The organism is Paenibacillus sp. J5, from assembly GCF_054955055.1.
In genome coordinates, this window is the sequence record NZ_JBUEDD010000006.1 from 76201 (window position 1) to 93977 (window position 17777).

Sequence of the window (17777 nt, forward strand, 5' to 3'; positions counted from 1 at the left end):
TTGGTTATGCAGTGCTGTTGCCTTAATGGAATCGGCAACGCTTAGCAACAGGAGCATAGCTGACTGCTTGCATAGTTTTTAGGTGCAATGATAATCTCTCTGCCGTACCATCGTGCCTTGTATTCCAGCATCGAACGGAACAGGCTCCACGATACTTCACTGATGGCCTTTGCAAGCTTAGGATTCTGCATCATATTCTTTACGCTTAGGTCTTCCATGACAATGACTTGGTTTTCGCTAATCATCCTGGAAGATAGTTTGTGCAAGAAGTCGTGACGTTGATTCCTCATCTCTTCATGCAACTTGGCCACCTTCAACCTGGCCTGATGACGATTATGGCTTCCCTTTTTCTTACGTGAAAGGTCTTTCTGTAATTTGGCTAATCGCTTTTCGGGCCTTCGAAGGTGCTTGGGATTGGCAATAACTTCACCGTCCGAAGTGATGGCTTGTAATGGTCCATCTTGTCTGCAAGCATCCGATTGTAGATGAATCGAACACAACCGAAGGTTTTTGCAAAGTAAAGCTGCTGCTGGCTATTCGGATAGATGCGATACTTGTAGGCTTTCAGCACTACGATTCATCCTTTCATGCCTTGGCTTTCGATGTACTTCTTGATTACGTCTATGGGTGCTCCGCCCGTTGTGAGCAGACAATAGGAACGTGACCAAAAATGCTCTTTCCAAAGTGACTCTCGGATGATAGGGAATTCCTTTTTGATAAGCCTGGAGGATGCACTTTTGTAAGCGTTGAGAAACTTGGAAATGTTCGTATTGGGATGCGCCTTCATGAGAACGTGAACATGATCCTGGTCATGATTCCATTCCTGAAGCGTGATATTGTAGGGTAGTTGAATGGACTCGAATATCTCTTTCAGACGTTCGGATATTTCAGCGGTAATGACTTTCCTACGATATTTGATGACTAGAATCAAGTGATAGTTCAATGAGAATACTGAGTGGTTATTGGAGTCTAATTTCATCGATTCTACTCCCTTTCCTAATATACGACTGAATCATTTTATTATAGTATCTTAGGCGGTAGGAGTCAATGTAGATCAGACCGTTGCCATTCATCCCCCAATTTAGAAGGTGGGGGAATTCTGACAACTAGCGGTTAAACACGCCAGCATTGCGAGCCAAGTTGCAAAGTGGAGAGTAACTGGCCTGCAGGAGCATAGGATTCAATCGCGTACTGTCATGCGGCGAAGCACTGCGTGCCGGGAGCTGAGTACGGTGCGGCGTATTGCTCTGCGAAGTGAATGCATGCGAGCGGGTTACATTCAGAGGTCTGCGTTCACACGTGTACGTAAACACTGGTATGTAAGAAGGCGTACCGTGTTTGCTGTGGGGGCTAAGCGTCAGAGTGGCTAATTCGGCCGGCGGGGCGGGTCCCTCTCAAGCACGTGTAGCAATGGATGGGGGATTGCATAATGATGAACAAAGAAGGCGATTTGCGAACAGGTTTAAGGAATGGCTTGCTTCTTGTGCTGCCGCTCTGGCTCATTGCAGGAGGGCTCTGGTTAGGGTGGCTGCTAGCCAGATAAGAGAGGAATCAATTTGATATTTTGTCCGCTGAACTGGTATGCTGAAGAGAGCATAGAACAGCAAAGGGGAGAACATTCCTTGTCGAGAATGCGATTTTCTAATCCCGATTCGGTACAGACCGAGCATACGATGGCTCACTTTAAACGGTGGCGCAAAGAACGCGCCAACAAGCTTAAACTAAAGGATTATTCCTATGTCGTCCCACATGTGGCTCCAAATCTTGACTATTTGCATGCCAATAGAATAGAACCGTCCATCACCTGGATTGGCCATTCGACCTTTCTGATCCAGCATTCAGGAGTGAACATCGTCACAGATCCGGTATGGTCGGGCAGAATGGCGTTCCAGAAGCGGCTGGCTCCGCCGGGCATCCCGCTAACGGATATGCCTCCGATCGATATGGTGCTGATCTCTCATTCCCATTATGATCATCTAAGTATTACCTCACTGCGCCGTCTGGCAGGGGACAAACAACTGCTGGTGCCCGCAGGGCTTAAAAATAAGCTGCGGCTAAAGGGGTTTCTAAGAGTGCGCGAGTTCCATTGGTGGGAATCGGCGACGATCAACGGCCTGACATTTACCTTCGTCCCCTCTCAGCATTGGACGAGGCGCACCCCTTGGGATATGAATCGTTCGCACTGGGGCGGCTGGATCATTGAACCGTCCTTGGAGTTGGCGCGGAAGCAGGATGCTGACCTTCGCCAGCAAGGCCTGAAGAGCATTGCAGGGGCGAACGATGAAGCTCCATCTCCGGCGCTGCAGTCAGAGAGGGGCAGGCCGGTGCTCACGGACAATCCAACCTTGTATTTTGCTGGAGACAGCGGCTACTTCAACGGCTTCAAGGAGATCGGAAGCCGCTTCAAGATTGATGTAGCGATGCTGCCGATTGGAGCATACGAGCCGGAGTGGTTCATGGGCCCTCAGCATGTGACGCCCGAGCAAGCGCTGCAGGCGTTTGTTGATACGGGGGCATCCTGGTTTGTGCCGATGCATTATGGGGCGTTCAAGCTTGCGGACGATACGCCGAGGGAGGCGCTCGATCGGCTGGAGAGCGGTCGGAGGCAGCAGCGGATCGAGGAGGAGCGACTGGTTATATTGCCGCATGGAGAGACATGGCGGCTTCATGGACATTAGGATATTTCTTTCCAACCCGCTCAAGGGCGCCCATCACCGCTCTTTGCCCTGTACAGCGCCGCTTTCCTGCAGGCGTCCCCTGGTACGCCTGCAAGAAAGCGCCTTGCCCGGAACGAGCATTCGCACAATCTGCTCCTGTCGGCGATTGAAGACACGCTCTGGCATCACGGGCGGAGGTGCTGCATAGAGCTGGACTCTCTGCGGTAGCCTCCGCTCGGCAATGCCAGAGATGTAACCGATGCCAAACGAGCACAAAGACAAGGCCATCCGCGTGCTGGAATGCGGCGTGCCGCTCAGGGTATACTGGAGCCATATGCAACGAAGGAGGATTTACACCATGTCAGTAACACCTATACGTCTGGGCATCATTGGCGCAGGCGCCATTGGTCATGTTCATATGGAAACGTTCAAGCAGTTGCCAGAGGCAGTGATAGCCGCTGTAGCGGATGCGCACGCTCCCGCAGCGAAGCAGCGAGCGGAGGAGCATGGGATTGGCACGGTTCATGCCACGCCGCAGGAGCTGTTGGAGGATGCGGAGATTGACGCTGTCGTCATCGGGGTGCCGAATCAGTTCCATGCACCGCTTGCTATCGAGGCGCTGCGTCAAGGCAAGCATGTGCTGTTGGAGAAGCCGATGTCTAACACGTCCATGTCGGCCAAGCATATCATGGAAGCGGCGGAGCAGTCGGGCAAGGTGCTGATGATGGCGCATCAGATGCGCTGGACGGGGATCAGCCGCGCAATCCGGCAGCAGATCGACCAGGGAGCGCTAGGGCGTATCTATAATGTCAAGACGGGCTGGATTCGCAAGAAGGGGATTCCCGGCTGGGGATCATGGTTTACCCGCATGGATCAGTCCGGCGGAGGTCCCCTGATTGACATTGGTGTACATATGCTCGATCTGTCGCTATATTTGATGGGCAATCCACGGCCGGTATCGGTGTACGGCTCGACCTATGCCGAATTTGGCCCTCAGCGCCGCGGAATCGGGACATGGGGCACGCCGAACTGGGAAGGCTATTATGATGTGGAGGATCTGGCGACGGCTATGATCAAGATGGACAATGGCTCGACGCTGTTGCTGGAGGTAAGCTGGGCCGCTCATGCTGCTGGCGCCAAGGAGGACCCCTACGTTCAATTAATGGGGACGGAGGCCGGATTGTCGCTGAGCGGCACCACAGGCTGTCTTGTAACACATGAAGGCGATCAGGTGAAGGAGGCGGTGGTGGAGCCGCTGGAAGGCGAGAGCGACCGTGTGCTAATGGGAAGGCATTTCCTGGAGTGTATCCGCGATAATAAGCAGCCGATCAGCTCAGCGCTGACGGGGTATACGAACAATCGTATTTTGGATGCGATCTATGAATCGTCGCGTACCGGCAGTGAAGTGAAGCTGGAGTGGTAGACCCGGCGGGTAACCGTGAAGGATAACGTATACGCGACAAGACGATGAATACCACGAATGGCAGGTGTACAGACAGCCCTCGCGGCTCCGACAGGAGACGAAGAGGGCTGTTTCTGTGTGTCTGGCGGCGATGATGGAGAGGGGAGCAGTTGCCCGCGTGCCGCTACATTTGACGAATACAATGCGGCAACTGCAGCGGCAGGCTATTCTCGCACAGTTGGTGCCCGTAGATCGACCGTCCTCCGCTTAGACGGACGGCATGTTCTTCCGTATCAAGCCATACCTCGGCAAATCGCCCCGCTTCACGCTCCTCGGGCAGCAACTCCACGAACAGCAGCAGATCAATGACGCGATATTCATCGGATCCTAGCTCCAGGATAAGATGGAAGTCATGTACAGGATAAATACTGATGATGTTGGGCAATTGCTGCCCCTCCTTTTTCAACTGATCTCATATGTAGTGTAGCTGCTCGCTCTAAACATTATCTGAACACTGGATGTTATATATGTCATATATAATGTCATCTATAAGTTGTTCTACACCACAGTGAATTAAGGTATTTTCTTTAGACCAAGGCGTATTATGGCGTAAAACTTAGATATATATAGTATAAAGTAAATGTAACCGTTATTTTAATAGTGTTAACTAATTGTCATATTAACTAACATATAATAAAATGAGTTTGTCTACTAGATAGATAAACAATATGGGAGGTTAATTTTTATGACATCATTGAAAGAGAGCAAGCTTGTGAAAAAGTTACTGATCCCACTATTAGTTATAGCCATGCTGGGAGCGACTGCTGCAATGGTATTTGCTGAGACGCTGCCAGGCGGAGGGACAGTCAAAAAGTTTGATATTCCTCAGCTCTCTGAAGGAGCCATCCAGTCTTCTCTCCCTAATGTGCTTGTTATCGGCACCGGCGGCACGCTTGCTGGACAGGCGGCGGATTCGACCAGCTTTCAAAATTATAGAGCAGGAACATACAAAATTGAGGATCTGGTAGCGCAACTGCCAGGCAAAGAGAAGATTGCCGATGTTGCCACCTACCAGTTCGGGAATAAAGGCTCGGGCGGCTACACCTTCCCGGAGCTGTATGATCTGTCGCTGGCAGTTGACCAGGCGCTGGAGAGCTATGACGGCGTCGTGGTGACGACCGGGACCGACACGATGGAGGAGATCGGGTATTTCCTCGATCTGACGGTGAGAAGTCCGAAGCCGGTCGTCATCACCGGGGCGATGCGTCCGTGGGATGTCATCGGTACGGATGCGCCTGCCAACCTGTATAATGCGATCAAGCTGGCAGGCAGCGGCAAGACGAAGTGGTTCGGCACGGTGCTGATGCTCAATGATGTCATTCAGGCGGCGCGAGAGGTGACGAAGTCCAACGCACACCGGATGGACACGTTCGAGACCCCGATGCTGGGCGCGCTGGGCTATATCGATGAGAATAATATTCGCATCTACCGCGCTCCGGCTCGTGTGCTGAAGGCAGGCAAGGAGGATTGGTCGACGCCGTTCGATCTCAGTACGATTCCAGTGGACAAGCTGCCAATTGTTGAGATTGTCTACAACTACCAAGACGCAGGCGGCGGCGCGATTCGCGGCCTGGTGGCAGAGGGAGCGAAGGGGATCGTCACCGCAGGCACCGGAGCAGGCGGCATCTCCTCCAAGATGAGCGCAGCCCGCACCGCGGCGATCCGCGATAATGATGTGATGTTCGTGACGACGACCCGCACGGGTTCGGGAACGATGTATCCAGGAAGCAACAGTAATATTGTAGCGGGCGATAATCTCAATGCCCAGCATGCGCGCATCATGCTGATGCTGTCCATGGCGTTCGCCTCTGACAAGACGCAGATCAAGGACTGGTTCGCAACTTACGGTACACAGGATGTCCAAGTTGATGCCGGGGTGGAGAGCAGAACCTTGGCGTTGCCTTCGGAGCTTGAGGCGGGGGCGGTCGAGGCTCCGGTCGCAGTAGAGACCCCGACGCCTGCGGTTGAGACTGTCCCAGAGACGTCTGCGGTTGAGACCGCGCCGGAGACGACACCGAATGCATCGGAAGAAGCGGCTCCTCAGACGGCTCCGGTGGGAACGGAAGAGACTGCTGTGCCGGCTGGAACCTGATTCACACATCAATGTGCACCGCAACGATTTCGTACTACTAATTCCAAATGCGAAACGTCACGTCCCTGTCGATGGGCAAGGCAAGCTGGCAAGCTGCCACGAACATGACCGTGTACAGTCGACCGCTCGCCCGATTACAGGAGGCCGCTACGGCGGCTTCCGGGCAACTGGGAGGCTCTTGCCTTGTCCATGGGTAGAGGGGGCGAACGTTTACGCTTGCAGGAGGGAAGTCTTTCATGTCACGAACGGAATCTACAATAACGGGCAGGCTTCTTGTGCCGCTGCTCATCGCCGCCTTGCTGAGTGCGATGGTGTGGGGGGCGCTCGGACCTGCGACTACTGCTGTCGCACAGACGCTGGCGCCTAAGGTATTCCCTATACCGGAGCTTTCAGATGCACATAAGCAGTCGCCACTTCCTAATGTGCTTGTTATCGGCACCGGCGGTACGCTTGCTGGACAGGCGGCGGATTCGACCAGCTTTCAAAATTATAGAGCAGGAACATACAAAATTGAGGATCTGGTAGGGCAGTTGCCAGGCAAAGAGAAGATTGCCGATGTCGCCACCTACCAGTTCGGGAATAAAGGCTCGGGCGGCTACACCTTCCCGGAGCTGTATGATCTGTCACTGGCAGTTGACCAGGCGCTGGAGAGCTATGACGGCGTCGTGGTGACGACCGGGACCGACACGATGGAGGAGATCGGGTATTTCCTCGATCTGACGGTGAGAAGTCCGAAGCCGGTCGTCATCACCGGGGCGATGCGCCCGTGGGATGTCATCGGTACGGATGCGCCTGCCAACCTGTATAATGCGATCAAGCTGGCAGGCAGCGGCAAGACGAAGTGGTTCGGCACGGTGCTGATGCTCAATGACGTCATTCAGGCGGCACGAGAGGTGACGAAGTCCAATGCACACCGGATGGACACGTTCGAGACTCCGATGCTGGGCGCGCTGGGCTATATCGATGAGAGCAATATTCGTATCTATCGTTTGAATGCCAGAGCGATGAAGGCGGGCAAGTCGAACTGGCAGACGCCATTCGACCTGCGGACGATTACGGCAGACAAGCTGCCGATCGTCGAGATTGTCTACAATTACCAAGACGCGGGCGGCGGCGCGATTCGCGGCCTGGTGGCAGACGGCACCAAGGGCATCGTCACCGCTGGTACCGGAGCAGGCGGCATCTCCTCCAAGCTGAGCGCCGCCCGCACTGCGGCAATCCGCGATAATGATGTGATGTTCGTGACGACGACCCGCACGGGCTCGGGAACGATGTATCCGGGAACCGGCAGCAACATTGTGGCGGGCGATAGTCTGAATGCCCAGCATGCGCGTATTATGCTGATGCTGTCCATGGCGTTTACCTCCGACAAGACGCAGATCAAGGACTGGTTCGCCACCTTCGGAACTCAGGAGTTCGATATGAACAATGAGCTTGCTGTCGGTTGGGAGCTGGGCACGAAGCTGGAGGTTGCTGGAGTGGGCATGAACAAGCTGACGCTGAGCTGGCCGTCAGCCGATGCCCAGGGCAAGGTCAAGCAATACCGCGTCTATGAGAGCGGCAAGACAGTGCCAATTCGGACACTAGGCAATGAGGCGCGGTCGGTCGAGCTTACAGGACTGAGCTCAGGCACAGAATATACGTTCACGGTCAAAGCGGTAGACGCGGCCGGGTCGGAGAGTGCGGGTCTGTCTCAGACGGTCAAGACAGTAGCTGTCACCTATCCAAGCGGCTCCACAGGCAGTGGCTCAAGCGGTTCAAGCGGCTCAGGCAATGCTGGCCTCGCGGAGAGTGTCATCTCCCCGTCCGCTGGCGGGAAGCTGGAGCTGGGCAGCGAGCTGAGCGTGGTTGTGCCGGCTGGAGCTTCTGCGGATGATCTGCGCTTGACCGTAGAGAAGCTGGACAGCTCTGCGGCCTCGGCGATGGTGCCGAGCGGTCAGACTCTGTTGTCTCCCGTATTTGAGATTACGAAAAATAGCAGCGACAACTTCAAGAAGCCGATTACACTTAGCTTCCAGTTCGATGCGTCGGCAGTGCCAGCCGGATACAAGCCCTCTGTCTTCTACTATGATGAAGGTAAGAAGGAATGGGTGGAGATGGGCGGCACAGTGAACGGCCGCATCATATCGGTGGAGAGCGACCATCTGACTCCGTTTGCCGTGTTGGCCGTCAAGGCAGCGGCTGAGCCTGAGCAGTCGGGTAGCGCCGAGCCGCTGTTCTCGGACACGGCAGGACACTGGGCGGCCACAGACATCGGCAAGGCAGTGAAGCTGGGGATCGCTGGCGGTTACCCGGATGGAACATTCAAGCCGGACAAGACCGTTACCCGCGCTGAATTCGCCGTGCTGCTGATGAATGCGCTGAAGCGAGAGGGCGCCGCGGCAGAGCTGGTATTCAAGGATCGGGATGCGATCGGGACATGGGCTGGCGATGCGGTAGCCAAGGCCGTACAGGCTGGCATCATCAACGGCTATGCGGATCAGACCTTCCGTCCGAACGCGGCGGTTACGCGAGCAGAGATGGTGATGATGATTGCCAAGTCGATGGGACTGAAGATGGATGGCAAGGCGTCGACCTCCTTTGCAGATGATCAGGAGATTCCAGGCTGGGCCAGGGGTGCTGTCCATGCCGTACAGGAACAAGGATGGATTCAGGGGCGCAGCGGCAATCAGTTCGCTCCGCAGGGGACAGCGACCAGAGCGGAAGCGATACGTGTCCTGCTGAATATGCTGGAGACCTTATAAGCATCGATTCGATCAGCCGGGCAGGGGGCGCGCATTGCGCCGCTCTTGCCCGGCTTATTTGTATATACTCCTCAAGGACGGAAGGCAGCCGTTTACGATGGTTCATCATTACACAGTAGCGCTGAATGGAGCGCAGCGGTGATGAGCGATGTTCTGGAGTGGCTCGAAGACACCCCCTAGCCCTTAACTGGAGAATTTGTGGTATAATGAGAGGATGAAACGATTATTGATAAGAAGGACGGGATATAATCCATGATTAGTACAAGTGGCATCACCCTGCGCTTTGGGAAGCGTGCCCTATTTGAAGATGTAAATATCAAGTTTACGCCTGGCAACTGCTATGGTCTGATCGGCGCTAACGGCGCAGGCAAGTCGACCTTCCTCAAGATTTTGTCTGGGGAGATTGAGCCTACCAATGGGGAGGTTCATATTACACCTGGCGAGCGTATGGCAGTCCTCAAGCAGAACCATTTTGAATATGATGAGTTCAAGGTGCTGGATACGGTAATCATGGGCTATAAGAAGCTCTATGAGGTCATGAAGGAGAAGGACGCGATCTATCTGAAGGAGGATTTCTCCGATGAGGACGGGATGCGCGCAGGCGAGCTGGAGGCCGAGTTCGCAGAGATGAACGGCTGGGAGGCCGAGTCCGAGGCAGCTTCGATGCTCAATGGACTGGGGATTGAGACAGAGCTGCACGAGAAGCTGATGAATGAGCTCGACGGCAACCAGAAGGTGCGTGTATTGCTGGCGCAAGCGTTGTTCGGCAACCCGCAAGTGCTGCTGCTTGACGAGCCGACGAACCACTTGGATCTGCAATCGATCGAATGGCTGGAGAACTTCCTGGCTGGCTACGAAGGCACCGTCATCGTCGTCTCCCATGACCGGCATTTCCTGAACACCGTATGTACCCATATTGCCGATATTGACTTTGGCAAGATCCAGCTCTATGTGGGTAACTACGACTTCTGGTACGAGTCCAGTCAGTTGGCGCTGACACTGATGCGTGACCAGAACAAGAAGAAGGAAGACAAGATTAAGGAGCTGCAAGCGTTCATTCAGCGCTTCAGCGCCAACAAGTCCAAGGCGAAGCAAGCGACCTCGCGTAAGAAGCTCCTGGACAAAATTCAACTCGATGACATCCGTCCATCGAACCGTAAATATCCGTTCATCAACTTCAAGCCGGAGCGTGAGGCAGGCAAGCAATTGCTGCTGACCGAAGGACTGACGAAGTCGGTGGATGGCGAGAAGCTGTTTGAGAACTTGACGTTGACGGTCAACAAGGGCGACAAAATTGCGCTGGTAGGGCCGAACTCGCTGGTGAAGACGGTGCTGATGCAGGTTCTGATGGGCGAGGTTGAGCCGGATGCCGGAACCTATCAGTGGGGCGTCACAACATCCCAGGCGTATTTCCCGAAGGATAACTCCGCTTACTTCGACGGTGTAGAGACGAGTCTGGTGGACTGGCTTCGCCAATATTCCAAGGATCAGGATGAATCCTTCATCCGCGGCTTCCTGGGTCGCATGCTGTTCTCTGGCGATGAGGCGTTGAAGAAGGCCAGCGTGCTGTCCGGGGGGGAGAAGGTTCGCTGCATGCTGTCCAAGATGATGCTGTCCGGGGCCAATGTGCTGCTGCTTGATGAGCCGACGAACCACTTGGATCTGGAGTCGATTACAGCGCTCAATAACGGGCTGATCGACTTTGACGGCACGATGCTGTTCACCTCGCATGACCATCAGTTCATCCAGACGATTGCCAACCGGATCGTGGAGATTACACCGAACGGCGTCATCGATCGCATGATGAGCTATGATGAGTATCTGGAGAGCAAGGAAATCAAGGCGCTGCGTGAGCAGTTGTACCCTGCTGAAGCTTAATGCGTTAAGAGGACACCCTGCGGTGAGACATTCCCGCAGGGTGTTTATTCATCTATAAGGATGGCTAAGCGACCGCTTTTACCTGACGTATAGACCTGTGCGCAGCGAAGCCTTGATTCTCAAGGTCGGCGGCATCCGTAACGCCCTGAGATTGTATGCCCCTGCCAGAAACTATTTGGCGCTTGTGGCGTATGTAAGAGAAATGAATTTTGATACAAGGGGAAGTGAGCAGATGTCGATATTCGATAAAATGAAGCAGGGAGCCTCGGAGGCTGCGCGGCTGGCTCAGCAGACGGTGGAGACAACCAAGCTGCGGAGCAAAATCTCTACGCGTGAGAAGGAAATGGATCGCATCAGCACAAGGATCGGGAAGGCAGTCTTCGAAGCCTATCTGGAGGGGGATCTGTCGCACTCGGAGGAGCAGGTGCTGGCATATTGTGAGGAGCTAAGCGAGCTGCGCGACGAGATTACAGAGCTGGAGTCGAGAATCAAGCATCTGAAGGAGGAGAAAACCTGTGTCTGCGGCAAGGTGGTTGGACCGGATGTGAATTACTGCCCCGACTGCGGGAAGCGTCTCATTCAGCCGCAGGAGGTGAAGCCGGATAATACGATCGGCGAGATTCGTGTCATCTGCTATCACTGCAAGACGGAGAATGACATCCTCTCCAAATATTGCATCCAGTGTGGCGAGGAGCTATCCTCACACGGTTAGCAGTTGTGAAGTGAATAAGGCCTGCGAGGAGCGCAGCATAGGCTCCAGCCTGCCGCAGCACAGAAAAGGTCGACCCGGACGTGAACCGGTTCGGCTTTTTTCTATGGGCTCGGGTGAGCTGCGGCGCCATCAGCGGAGGCCGCTGGAGCAGGCAGTACGGTGCAGGCGCGTTGCTCTCTGGCTCACTTGGTATACGGTCGGCAAGCTGCTGTAGATACTAGTGCTCTGCCATAGGGAGTGGATGGGGCAGTTATACAAATGGTAGAAGATGGGCACGATATAGTGAAGATTGGCGGTCTTCAAAAGATGTTGCGGCCATCCGAACAAGTTGCTCTAATGCATAAAAGACAACCCTGGGTCAACACTGTTTCTCTAGACCCACTAGGGTTTCGTCAGGTATGATACCGTTATTGAATGGAAGAGTTATTCGGAGGTGCTCTAAGTTGGATCAGTATGAGAAAATAAAGCAGGGCGAGCGGGGGGCATGGGTCAGTATCGGCGCCTATCTGATTTTGTCCTCTATCAAATTGGTTATCGGCTATCTGTTCTTGTCGAGCGCCCTGTTCGCGGACGGCTTCAATAACCTGACAGACATCGTGGCATCGGTAGCAGTGCTGATCGGGCTGCGTATCTCGCAGAAGCCGCCTGACAAGGATCATCCCTATGGGCATTTCCGTGCGGAGACGATCGCTGCCCTGATCGCCTCCTTCATTATGGCCGCAGTCGGCATCCAGGTACTGGTCACCACGATTACATCCTTGTTCCGTGGAACAGAGGAGGTACCGGGGATGCTGGCCTTCTGGGTGGCGGTTGGCGCTGCAATCAGCATGTATGGCGTGTACCTGTATAACAACAGGCTGGCCAAGCGAATTGACAGTCATGCTCTGATGGCGGCGGCCAAGGACAATCTCTCGGATGCCCTGGTCAGCACAGGAGCTGCGGTCGGCATCCTGGGAGCGAGGCTTGGCGTGTCTTGGCTGGATGCCGCTGCAGCCGTCGTCGTCGGGATTATTATATGCAAGACGGCATGGGACATCTTCTATAGTGCGACACATGCCCTGACAGACGGATTTGACGCGGGCAAGCTCATGACGATGCGGTCGTCTATCGAGCGTGTACAGGGGGTGCAGTCCATATCCGATATTAAAGCGCGTGTCCACGGGAGCAATGTGCTGGTTGATGTCATCGTACAGGTAGACCCGCGCCTGACCTTGATCGAAAGCCATCGTATCTGTGATGAGATCGAGCGGAAAATGGAGAAGAAGCACAATATTATGAGTGTCCATGTTCATGTTGAGCCGTTCATTGACGAGCATAACGGCTTGAAGGCTACATAGCGAATGAAGAGATGAGCCTATTTATTACAGCACTACAGCCCGGGATTCCGCACGAAGCGGAGTCGCGGGCTGTTTTTTTTGAACTTGGCTTGCTAAGCGTGCCAATTTATTCCTGGTCCTAGTAAGGGGAAGTGGGCAATCAGGCTTAGGAACTAATTTTTCATCGAGAGGAATGAAATGGAAGATAGGGAGACGTGAGAGGAAAAACCAGGCGTACCAGCGCTTTGAAGATGATGTGCAAGAAACGGCTGTGATGGCGTATTGGAGGAAAAGGAAGAAATAATCGCCAATGGCAAATATGGTAGCGATGGAAATGGGACTGGCGGCGGATGCTTCTCCCGGCTTGTCCGCCTAGAATGAAGGTAAGTTAGTAGACAGAAGGCGGATGCCAGATTGCGTGTCCGACACCAAGAAACTCTATACTTCGGAGGGATCGTATGAAGAAATTATGGACATTAGCCTTAGCGGGAGCTATCGCTGTCGCTGCTATACCACATCCAGCGGACGCTGCCGCAGGTCAAGCCCAGATTCAGGCTTCCGTCAGCTTCCGAACAGCACCCAGCACAGCATCTGAGGTTACAGCCTATCTGAAGGCTGGAGAGATCGTCAATCTGCTGGAGCAGGTCAATGCCTATTGGTACAAGGTGCAGACCAGCAGCGGAGCAATCGGATATGTCTCCGCACAAGCCAAGTACATAAGCGTTCTATCTGCGCCGACTCCAGATACCGGGTCGGGACAGACCAATGCATCCATCAAGTCATCCGTATCATTCCGTACTGCGGCCTCGACCAACGCGGCGCGCATTCGTTATTTGCAAGCAGGGGAGCAGGTGCAGATTGTCAGTCAGCCCAATGCCTACTGGTATGAGGTGATGGACAGCTCGGGCACTCGGGGATATATTAGCAGCAAGCCATCCTTTGTAACGGTGAATGGCGCGATTCCGCCGACGAATGGCGGGGCGGCTCCAGCTCCGACACCAGCGCCAGTACCTACGGGCTCATATGAACAGGCGATTGCAGCGGGTATGACCTACTTGGGCACGCCCTATCAGTATGGCTCTGATCGTAATTCCACCGCCGCTTTCGATTGTTCCGCGTTCACTCGCCGCGCATTCCTGGACGGCATGGGGATTAAGCTGCCAGCCGATTCGAGACAGCAGGGAGATTACGTGAAGCAGATCGGCAAGACGACGACCTCGTGGAGCCAACTGAAGCGCGGGGATCTGATGTTCTTCAGTGATTACAAGGGAACATCAAAATCTTCCTATGACAAGGTGGACAAGTCCAAAGCAGGTATTAGCCATACGGGCATCTACCTGGGCAATGGACAGGTGCTGCACACCTATTCCAAGGCTTCGGGCGGCGTCCGCATTGATTCCATCCAGGGCAAGCATTGGGAGTACCGGTTCTTGTTCGGTGGCAGTGTATCCTGACCGTCTGTCTGATGGAGCACTATATAAGCTCTCCCTCTAATTTATATAGATAGATAAAGGCTTGCTCCTGTGACCTTGCACAGGAACAAGCCTTTATCGCGTCTACGTTTATAAGTTAAGGCATCATCTCTAATACAGCCCTTGAGCATTGGCGTGGATCATAATACTGGTTGCGCTTGGTGAGCAGATCCCGGCGCGTCTGTCCGGCTGCATAAGGCTCCTGAAGCAGCGAGAACCAGCGCTCTACGGTCTCCTTCTGAAACATCTCGCCAAAGCCATTGCGAATGAAATATTCGCAGTTCTCCTCCTCCTGTCCCGGAATCGGCTCGTAGAACAGCATCGGGATGCCCTTGCTCAGCCCTTCGGTGCAGGTCATACCTCCAGGCTTGGTAATTAACAGATCAGACACATCCATAAGCTTGCTAATCTCGTTCGTGTAGCCAATCACCCGGATATTCGGATGGCGGAAGCTGTCGTTAGCGAGCATCTCCTCGCGCGCCTTCTCATTCGTGCCAAGGCAAAAGATCATCTGAATATGGTCGCGCCACTTCGTCATATGCTCGAACAAGCTATTGCGGCTTAGCAGTCCCCAGCCTCCGCCCATGACGAGCACGGTGGGCATGGGCTTGAGCGAGAATTGCTGCTGCAGCTCATTTTTGTCATAGGTTGTCCAAAAATTCGGGTGCACTGGGATGCCGGTTACCTCAATCTTCTGCAAGGGCACGCCATGTGCCAGTAGTTTGTTCTTGACAGGCTCCGTGGATACCAGATATTTAGTCACCTCAGGACTTCGCCAGGTGCCATGGGCGTCATAATCGGTGATCAGCGTATATAAGGGAACATGAAGTCCAAGTCGCTTGAGCCGCGACACCACAGCGTTCGGAATCGCATGGGTGCATACGATCAGATCAGGCTTAAGCTGGGAGATGACCTGTGAAGTCTGGGTATAAAAGACCCGATGAAGCGCAAGCTGAGTGAAACGGTTAAGTGATTTGTGATACTGGGTGCGATACATCATGCCCACCAGTTTGGGTTGCTTGCTCACGGTCTTGCGGTATGCGGATGTAATCCAGGGGCCCACCACCGGATTGAGAAATTTGCCCAGCTCGATCACGCGGGTCTGCACTGCAGGGCACAGCTCTCTAAGGCCTGCAGCGAGTGCGTAGGCAGCCTGGGTATGTCCGGAACCGAACCCTTCAGAGAGCAGAAGCACTCTTTTCTTACGCATCTTCTCACCTACTTTTCCTAATACCATATTACGACTTCACAACGGCTTAGACAAGATGACAATTGGCCTTTCCCCCTGTCTGTAACCTTAAAATATGTTAAAATTATTCCTTAAAGCAGGATTTTACTTGGCAGCCCAATGAGGCTGTTCAGGAGGAGGATGGTTATGGAGATCGGTTCTATTGTGAAAATGCCCTATAAGTCCGGGGTTTATGCAGGGGAGCTGCTTGAAACGAGCGGCCCGCGTTCGCTCGTCAAGGTGCTCGCTGTACTACAGCATCCCGAGCAGGGTGATCTGCATCACCCGTATGACCCGGATGTGCCAATGTTTCACGAGCGGCGCGCACTGAGCTATACAGAGAAGGCATGGGCGCTGACGCGCGAGCTGCACCCGTATTCCGGGGAGATTCCAGACTATGGCGAGTCGCTGCTGGCGGCATTGGAGGCGGAATGGGACAAGGTGGATCGCCTCCGCCGCTGGGCAGAGCGCGGAGTGGATCAGTTGGCCCGGCTGCGCGAGGAATATCGGAAGCAGCTTTCCTAGCGGTCAGATGGAAATCCTGCTGTCTGACAGGATAGCTGGGCTGGCCAAGCTGTCTGTGGCAAGCGGGAGATAAGTTGGGGCTGTCCAAAAAGCCCCCAAATAAAAAGGTTGGGCGGAAAAACGTAATGTTTTCCGTCCAACTTTTTTGGTTCTTTTGCTTCTGTTGGAAAGTGGCGAAGCGGATGCCTGCCACCTTCTTTTTAGCATCATCATGTCAATACAAGCTTGCCCGGTCGGGGACGACAATCAGCTTTAATGGCTTACTTATTGATAAAGGCGGTTCGTATCGGCGCCCGATATTCAACCTGGAAGCCCAAGCCGTCCGCCAGCACGGCCAGAGGCACATAGGTTTTGCGCTCCTTGCCCACCTGCTGCAGATAGGCTGGGGTGTCGATAGCGACTCTCTTGCCGTTCATGGTCATAGCAGGCTCGCCGATGCGCAGGGAGACCTCCTTCATGCCATAAGTGATGGTAACCGTTCTGGACGAGTTGTCCCATTGTGTGGTTGCCCCCATCGCCTCGGCGATGTCACGAAAGGCTACATAGGTGCGGTTCGCCCGGATGACCGGCTTATTCGCCGTCCGCAGTTCTGTCCCGTCGACGACAATGGAGATCGGGACCCCCTCCTCGCGTTCTGCGACCATACGTTTTTCCCCCCAGATGGCCTCCGTGAAGCCATCGGCTATATAACCATAGCCTTGCTGGTTCGGATGGATGTCCTTAGACAAAATATGAGTGGATGAGGCCTCGTGCTTGACGAATGAGGAGGCGGAGTAAGCTCCCTTCACCGCATAGCCCTCCTGTGTCAGTTTGTTCACCACCTGCTCCAGTCTTTCCTTCAAGCCTGCCGCTGCATCCAGTAGATAATCGTAGTCCTCCGCGGACATAATAAGCGGTAAATTGGGAATCGGCGAATATTGGTCAGATATGACGATCTTGGCTGTGGGCGAGATGGCAGCTATCATACGAATCGAGCTCTCCAGTGATTGCTCATAGTGCTCCAGCTCCTGTGCGAGCCAAGCGTCCGATACGCTGCGGCCAGAGGGGAGTTGATCGAATAATCCCTTGAAATCATTGCCTCCGATTGTGATCAATACCAGATCGGCCTGCGCTATGTCGTTGTGCAGCTTGCCTGTCGCTGCGGCGAACGAGGCTGTGCGCGGATCGAGCAGCCCGGCTTGAATGTCGTCCGCCGTGATGGAAGCCCCGCTGTAGGCTGCCTTGAGCCAGTTGTTCAGCCCGTCCAGCTTCAGTCCGAGAATACCGTAGTTGCTGTAGGCTGCACGCCCATGGAATAATGCCTGCTCATAGATACGCTCCACATAGCCATAGGGCTTCGAGTCCTCGCTTAGTCCCGGCTCATACCCCGCGGTCAGCGAGTCGCCGATGGCGATGATGCGATAGGTGGGAGCGGCCTGCTCCTGCACCGCAGGGATAGCGGACACTGCTGCTGATGGCTCGGCATGGGCTATGGAGTGAGGATGCAGCGGGGCGGCAACAAGAGTGCCTGCCAACAAGATGGCGGATACGATAATCCAGCCTGTTTGCCGCGTCCTTTTCCTGAACTTACTATACATATAATTCACTTCCTTCTGATATATTGAACGTAGTAGGGAGAGTCAACAAGAGGAGTGTTAATCTTGAAGTTAGGTTTTTTCTAATCTCATGGAAGGTTTATGTACAGTGAAATG

General features: G+C 54.1%; 16 protein-coding genes. 10 read left to right on the top strand and 6 right to left on the bottom strand.

Translation table 11 applies throughout. From position 1 onward, the window contains the following. Positions 1–41: 41 nt before the first annotated feature. The 3 genes from ACY1JZ_RS12715 to tnpA are packed head-to-tail and all read right to left on the bottom strand — an operon-like array spanning position 42 to position 979. Positions 42–443, bottom strand: a complete 402-nt coding sequence (locus tag ACY1JZ_RS12715; RefSeq protein ID WP_462629682.1) for an RNA-guided endonuclease TnpB family protein — start codon at positions 441–443, stop codon at positions 42–44. Continuing rightward, on the bottom strand, positions 380–571 hold the full coding sequence (locus ACY1JZ_RS12720) for a helix-turn-helix domain-containing protein (protein ID WP_462629476.1): 192 nt from the start codon (positions 569–571) through the stop codon (positions 380–382). The genes ACY1JZ_RS12715 and ACY1JZ_RS12720 overlap by 64 nt, the downstream gene beginning before the upstream one ends. 6 nt (positions 572–577) lie before the next feature. Further along, the gene (tnpA, locus tag ACY1JZ_RS12725; protein ID WP_270166038.1) at positions 578–979 is read right to left on the bottom strand and encodes an IS200/IS605 family transposase; all 402 of its coding nucleotides are present in this window, start codon (positions 977–979) and stop codon (positions 578–580) included. 643 nt (positions 980–1622) lie between these two features. Between tnpA and ACY1JZ_RS12730 the strand changes: the two genes are divergently transcribed. Both ACY1JZ_RS12730 and ACY1JZ_RS12735 read left to right on the top strand, forming a co-directional pair. Continuing rightward, positions 1623–2678, top strand: a complete 1056-nt coding sequence (locus ACY1JZ_RS12730) for an MBL fold metallo-hydrolase (protein ID WP_462629477.1) — start codon at positions 1623–1625, stop codon at positions 2676–2678. Positions 2679–3015: 337 nt separating this feature from the next. Further along, entirely contained in the window at positions 3016–4080 is a 1065-nt protein-coding gene (locus tag ACY1JZ_RS12735; RefSeq protein WP_462629478.1) for a Gfo/Idh/MocA family protein, read from the top strand. A 163-nt stretch (positions 4081–4243) separates the two neighbouring features. On the opposite strand, the gene ACY1JZ_RS12740 is transcribed toward ACY1JZ_RS12735, so the two are convergent. Beyond that, positions 4244–4504, bottom strand: a complete 261-nt coding sequence (locus ACY1JZ_RS12740) for a hypothetical protein (RefSeq protein ID WP_462629479.1) — start codon at positions 4502–4504, stop codon at positions 4244–4246. A 300-nt stretch (positions 4505–4804) separates the two neighbouring features. Here ACY1JZ_RS12740 and ACY1JZ_RS12745 point away from each other — a divergent pair, with 300 nt between their 5' ends. The 7 genes from ACY1JZ_RS12745 (at position 4805) to ACY1JZ_RS12775 (ending at position 14315) form a co-directional block, all read left to right on the top strand. Next, positions 4805–6211 (top strand): asparaginase, encoded by a 1407-nt coding sequence (locus ACY1JZ_RS12745; protein WP_462629480.1) that lies wholly within the window; start codon positions 4805–4807, stop codon positions 6209–6211. 236 nt (positions 6212–6447) lie between these two features. Continuing rightward, entirely contained in the window at positions 6448–8955 is a 2508-nt protein-coding gene (locus ACY1JZ_RS12750; protein ID WP_462629482.1) for an asparaginase domain-containing protein, read from the top strand. Positions 8956–9207: 252 nt separating this feature from the next. Continuing rightward, positions 9208–10833 carry an ABC-F family ATP-binding cassette domain-containing protein gene (locus tag ACY1JZ_RS12755; RefSeq protein WP_270166033.1) on the top strand — a complete coding sequence of 542 codons (1626 nt, stop codon included), beginning with the start codon at positions 9208–9210 and terminating at the stop codon, positions 10831–10833. A gap of 232 nt (positions 10834–11065) precedes the next feature. Continuing rightward, a complete protein-coding gene (locus ACY1JZ_RS12760; RefSeq protein ID WP_270166032.1) occupies positions 11066–11545 on the top strand; it encodes a zinc ribbon domain-containing protein in 480 nt (159 codons plus the stop codon). 10 nt (positions 11546–11555) lie between these two features. Next, positions 11556–11759 (top strand): hypothetical protein, encoded by a 204-nt coding sequence (locus tag ACY1JZ_RS12765; protein ID WP_270166031.1) that lies wholly within the window; start codon positions 11556–11558, stop codon positions 11757–11759. Positions 11760–11943: 184 nt separating this feature from the next. Next, positions 11944–12882: a cation diffusion facilitator family transporter gene (locus ACY1JZ_RS12770; protein WP_270166030.1), complete on the top strand. Its 939-nt coding sequence runs from the start codon at positions 11944–11946 to the stop codon at positions 12880–12882. A 437-nt stretch (positions 12883–13319) separates the two neighbouring features. Then, complete coding sequence (locus tag ACY1JZ_RS12775; RefSeq protein WP_462629484.1) at positions 13320–14315, top strand: C40 family peptidase; 996 nt, start codon at positions 13320–13322, stop codon at positions 14313–14315. 115 nt (positions 14316–14430) lie between these two features. Here ACY1JZ_RS12775 and ACY1JZ_RS12780 read toward each other — a convergent pair whose 3' ends face one another. Continuing rightward, complete coding sequence (locus tag ACY1JZ_RS12780; protein ID WP_270166026.1) at positions 14431–15543, bottom strand: MGDG synthase family glycosyltransferase; 1113 nt, start codon at positions 15541–15543, stop codon at positions 14431–14433. Between the two features lie 165 nt (positions 15544–15708). Here ACY1JZ_RS12780 and kapB point away from each other — a divergent pair, with 165 nt between their 5' ends. Continuing rightward, a complete protein-coding gene (gene kapB, locus ACY1JZ_RS12785; protein WP_270166024.1) occupies positions 15709–16086 on the top strand; it encodes a sporulation phosphorelay system protein KapB in 378 nt (125 codons plus the stop codon). A 260-nt stretch (positions 16087–16346) separates the two neighbouring features. On the opposite strand, the gene ACY1JZ_RS12790 is transcribed toward kapB, so the two are convergent. Then, complete coding sequence (locus ACY1JZ_RS12790) at positions 16347–17663, bottom strand: stalk domain-containing protein (RefSeq protein ID WP_462629486.1); 1317 nt, start codon at positions 17661–17663, stop codon at positions 16347–16349. Between the last annotated feature and the right edge of the window lie 114 nt (positions 17664–17777).

Coding starts and splice junctions, on each gene's coding strand:
- tnpA (WP_270166038.1), bottom strand. CDS start 979: ATGAAATTAGACTCCAATAACCACTCAGTATTCTCATTGAACTATCAC.
- ACY1JZ_RS12735 (WP_462629478.1), top strand. CDS start 3,016: ATGTCAGTAACACCTATACGTCTGGGCATCATTGGCGCAGGCGCCATT.
- ACY1JZ_RS12745 (WP_462629480.1), top strand. CDS start 4,805: ATGACATCATTGAAAGAGAGCAAGCTTGTGAAAAAGTTACTGATCCCA.
- ACY1JZ_RS12750 (WP_462629482.1), top strand. CDS start 6,448: ATGTCACGAACGGAATCTACAATAACGGGCAGGCTTCTTGTGCCGCTG.
- ACY1JZ_RS12755 (WP_270166033.1), top strand. CDS start 9,208: ATGATTAGTACAAGTGGCATCACCCTGCGCTTTGGGAAGCGTGCCCTA.
- ACY1JZ_RS12760 (WP_270166032.1), top strand. CDS start 11,066: ATGTCGATATTCGATAAAATGAAGCAGGGAGCCTCGGAGGCTGCGCGG.
- ACY1JZ_RS12770 (WP_270166030.1), top strand. CDS start 11,944: ATGATACCGTTATTGAATGGAAGAGTTATTCGGAGGTGCTCTAAGTTG.
- ACY1JZ_RS12775 (WP_462629484.1), top strand. CDS start 13,320: ATGAAGAAATTATGGACATTAGCCTTAGCGGGAGCTATCGCTGTCGCT.
- ACY1JZ_RS12780 (WP_270166026.1), bottom strand. CDS start 15,543: ATGCGTAAGAAAAGAGTGCTTCTGCTCTCTGAAGGGTTCGGTTCCGGA.
- kapB (WP_270166024.1), top strand. CDS start 15,709: ATGGAGATCGGTTCTATTGTGAAAATGCCCTATAAGTCCGGGGTTTAT.
- ACY1JZ_RS12790 (WP_462629486.1), bottom strand. CDS start 17,663: ATGTATAGTAAGTTCAGGAAAAGGACGCGGCAAACAGGCTGGATTATC.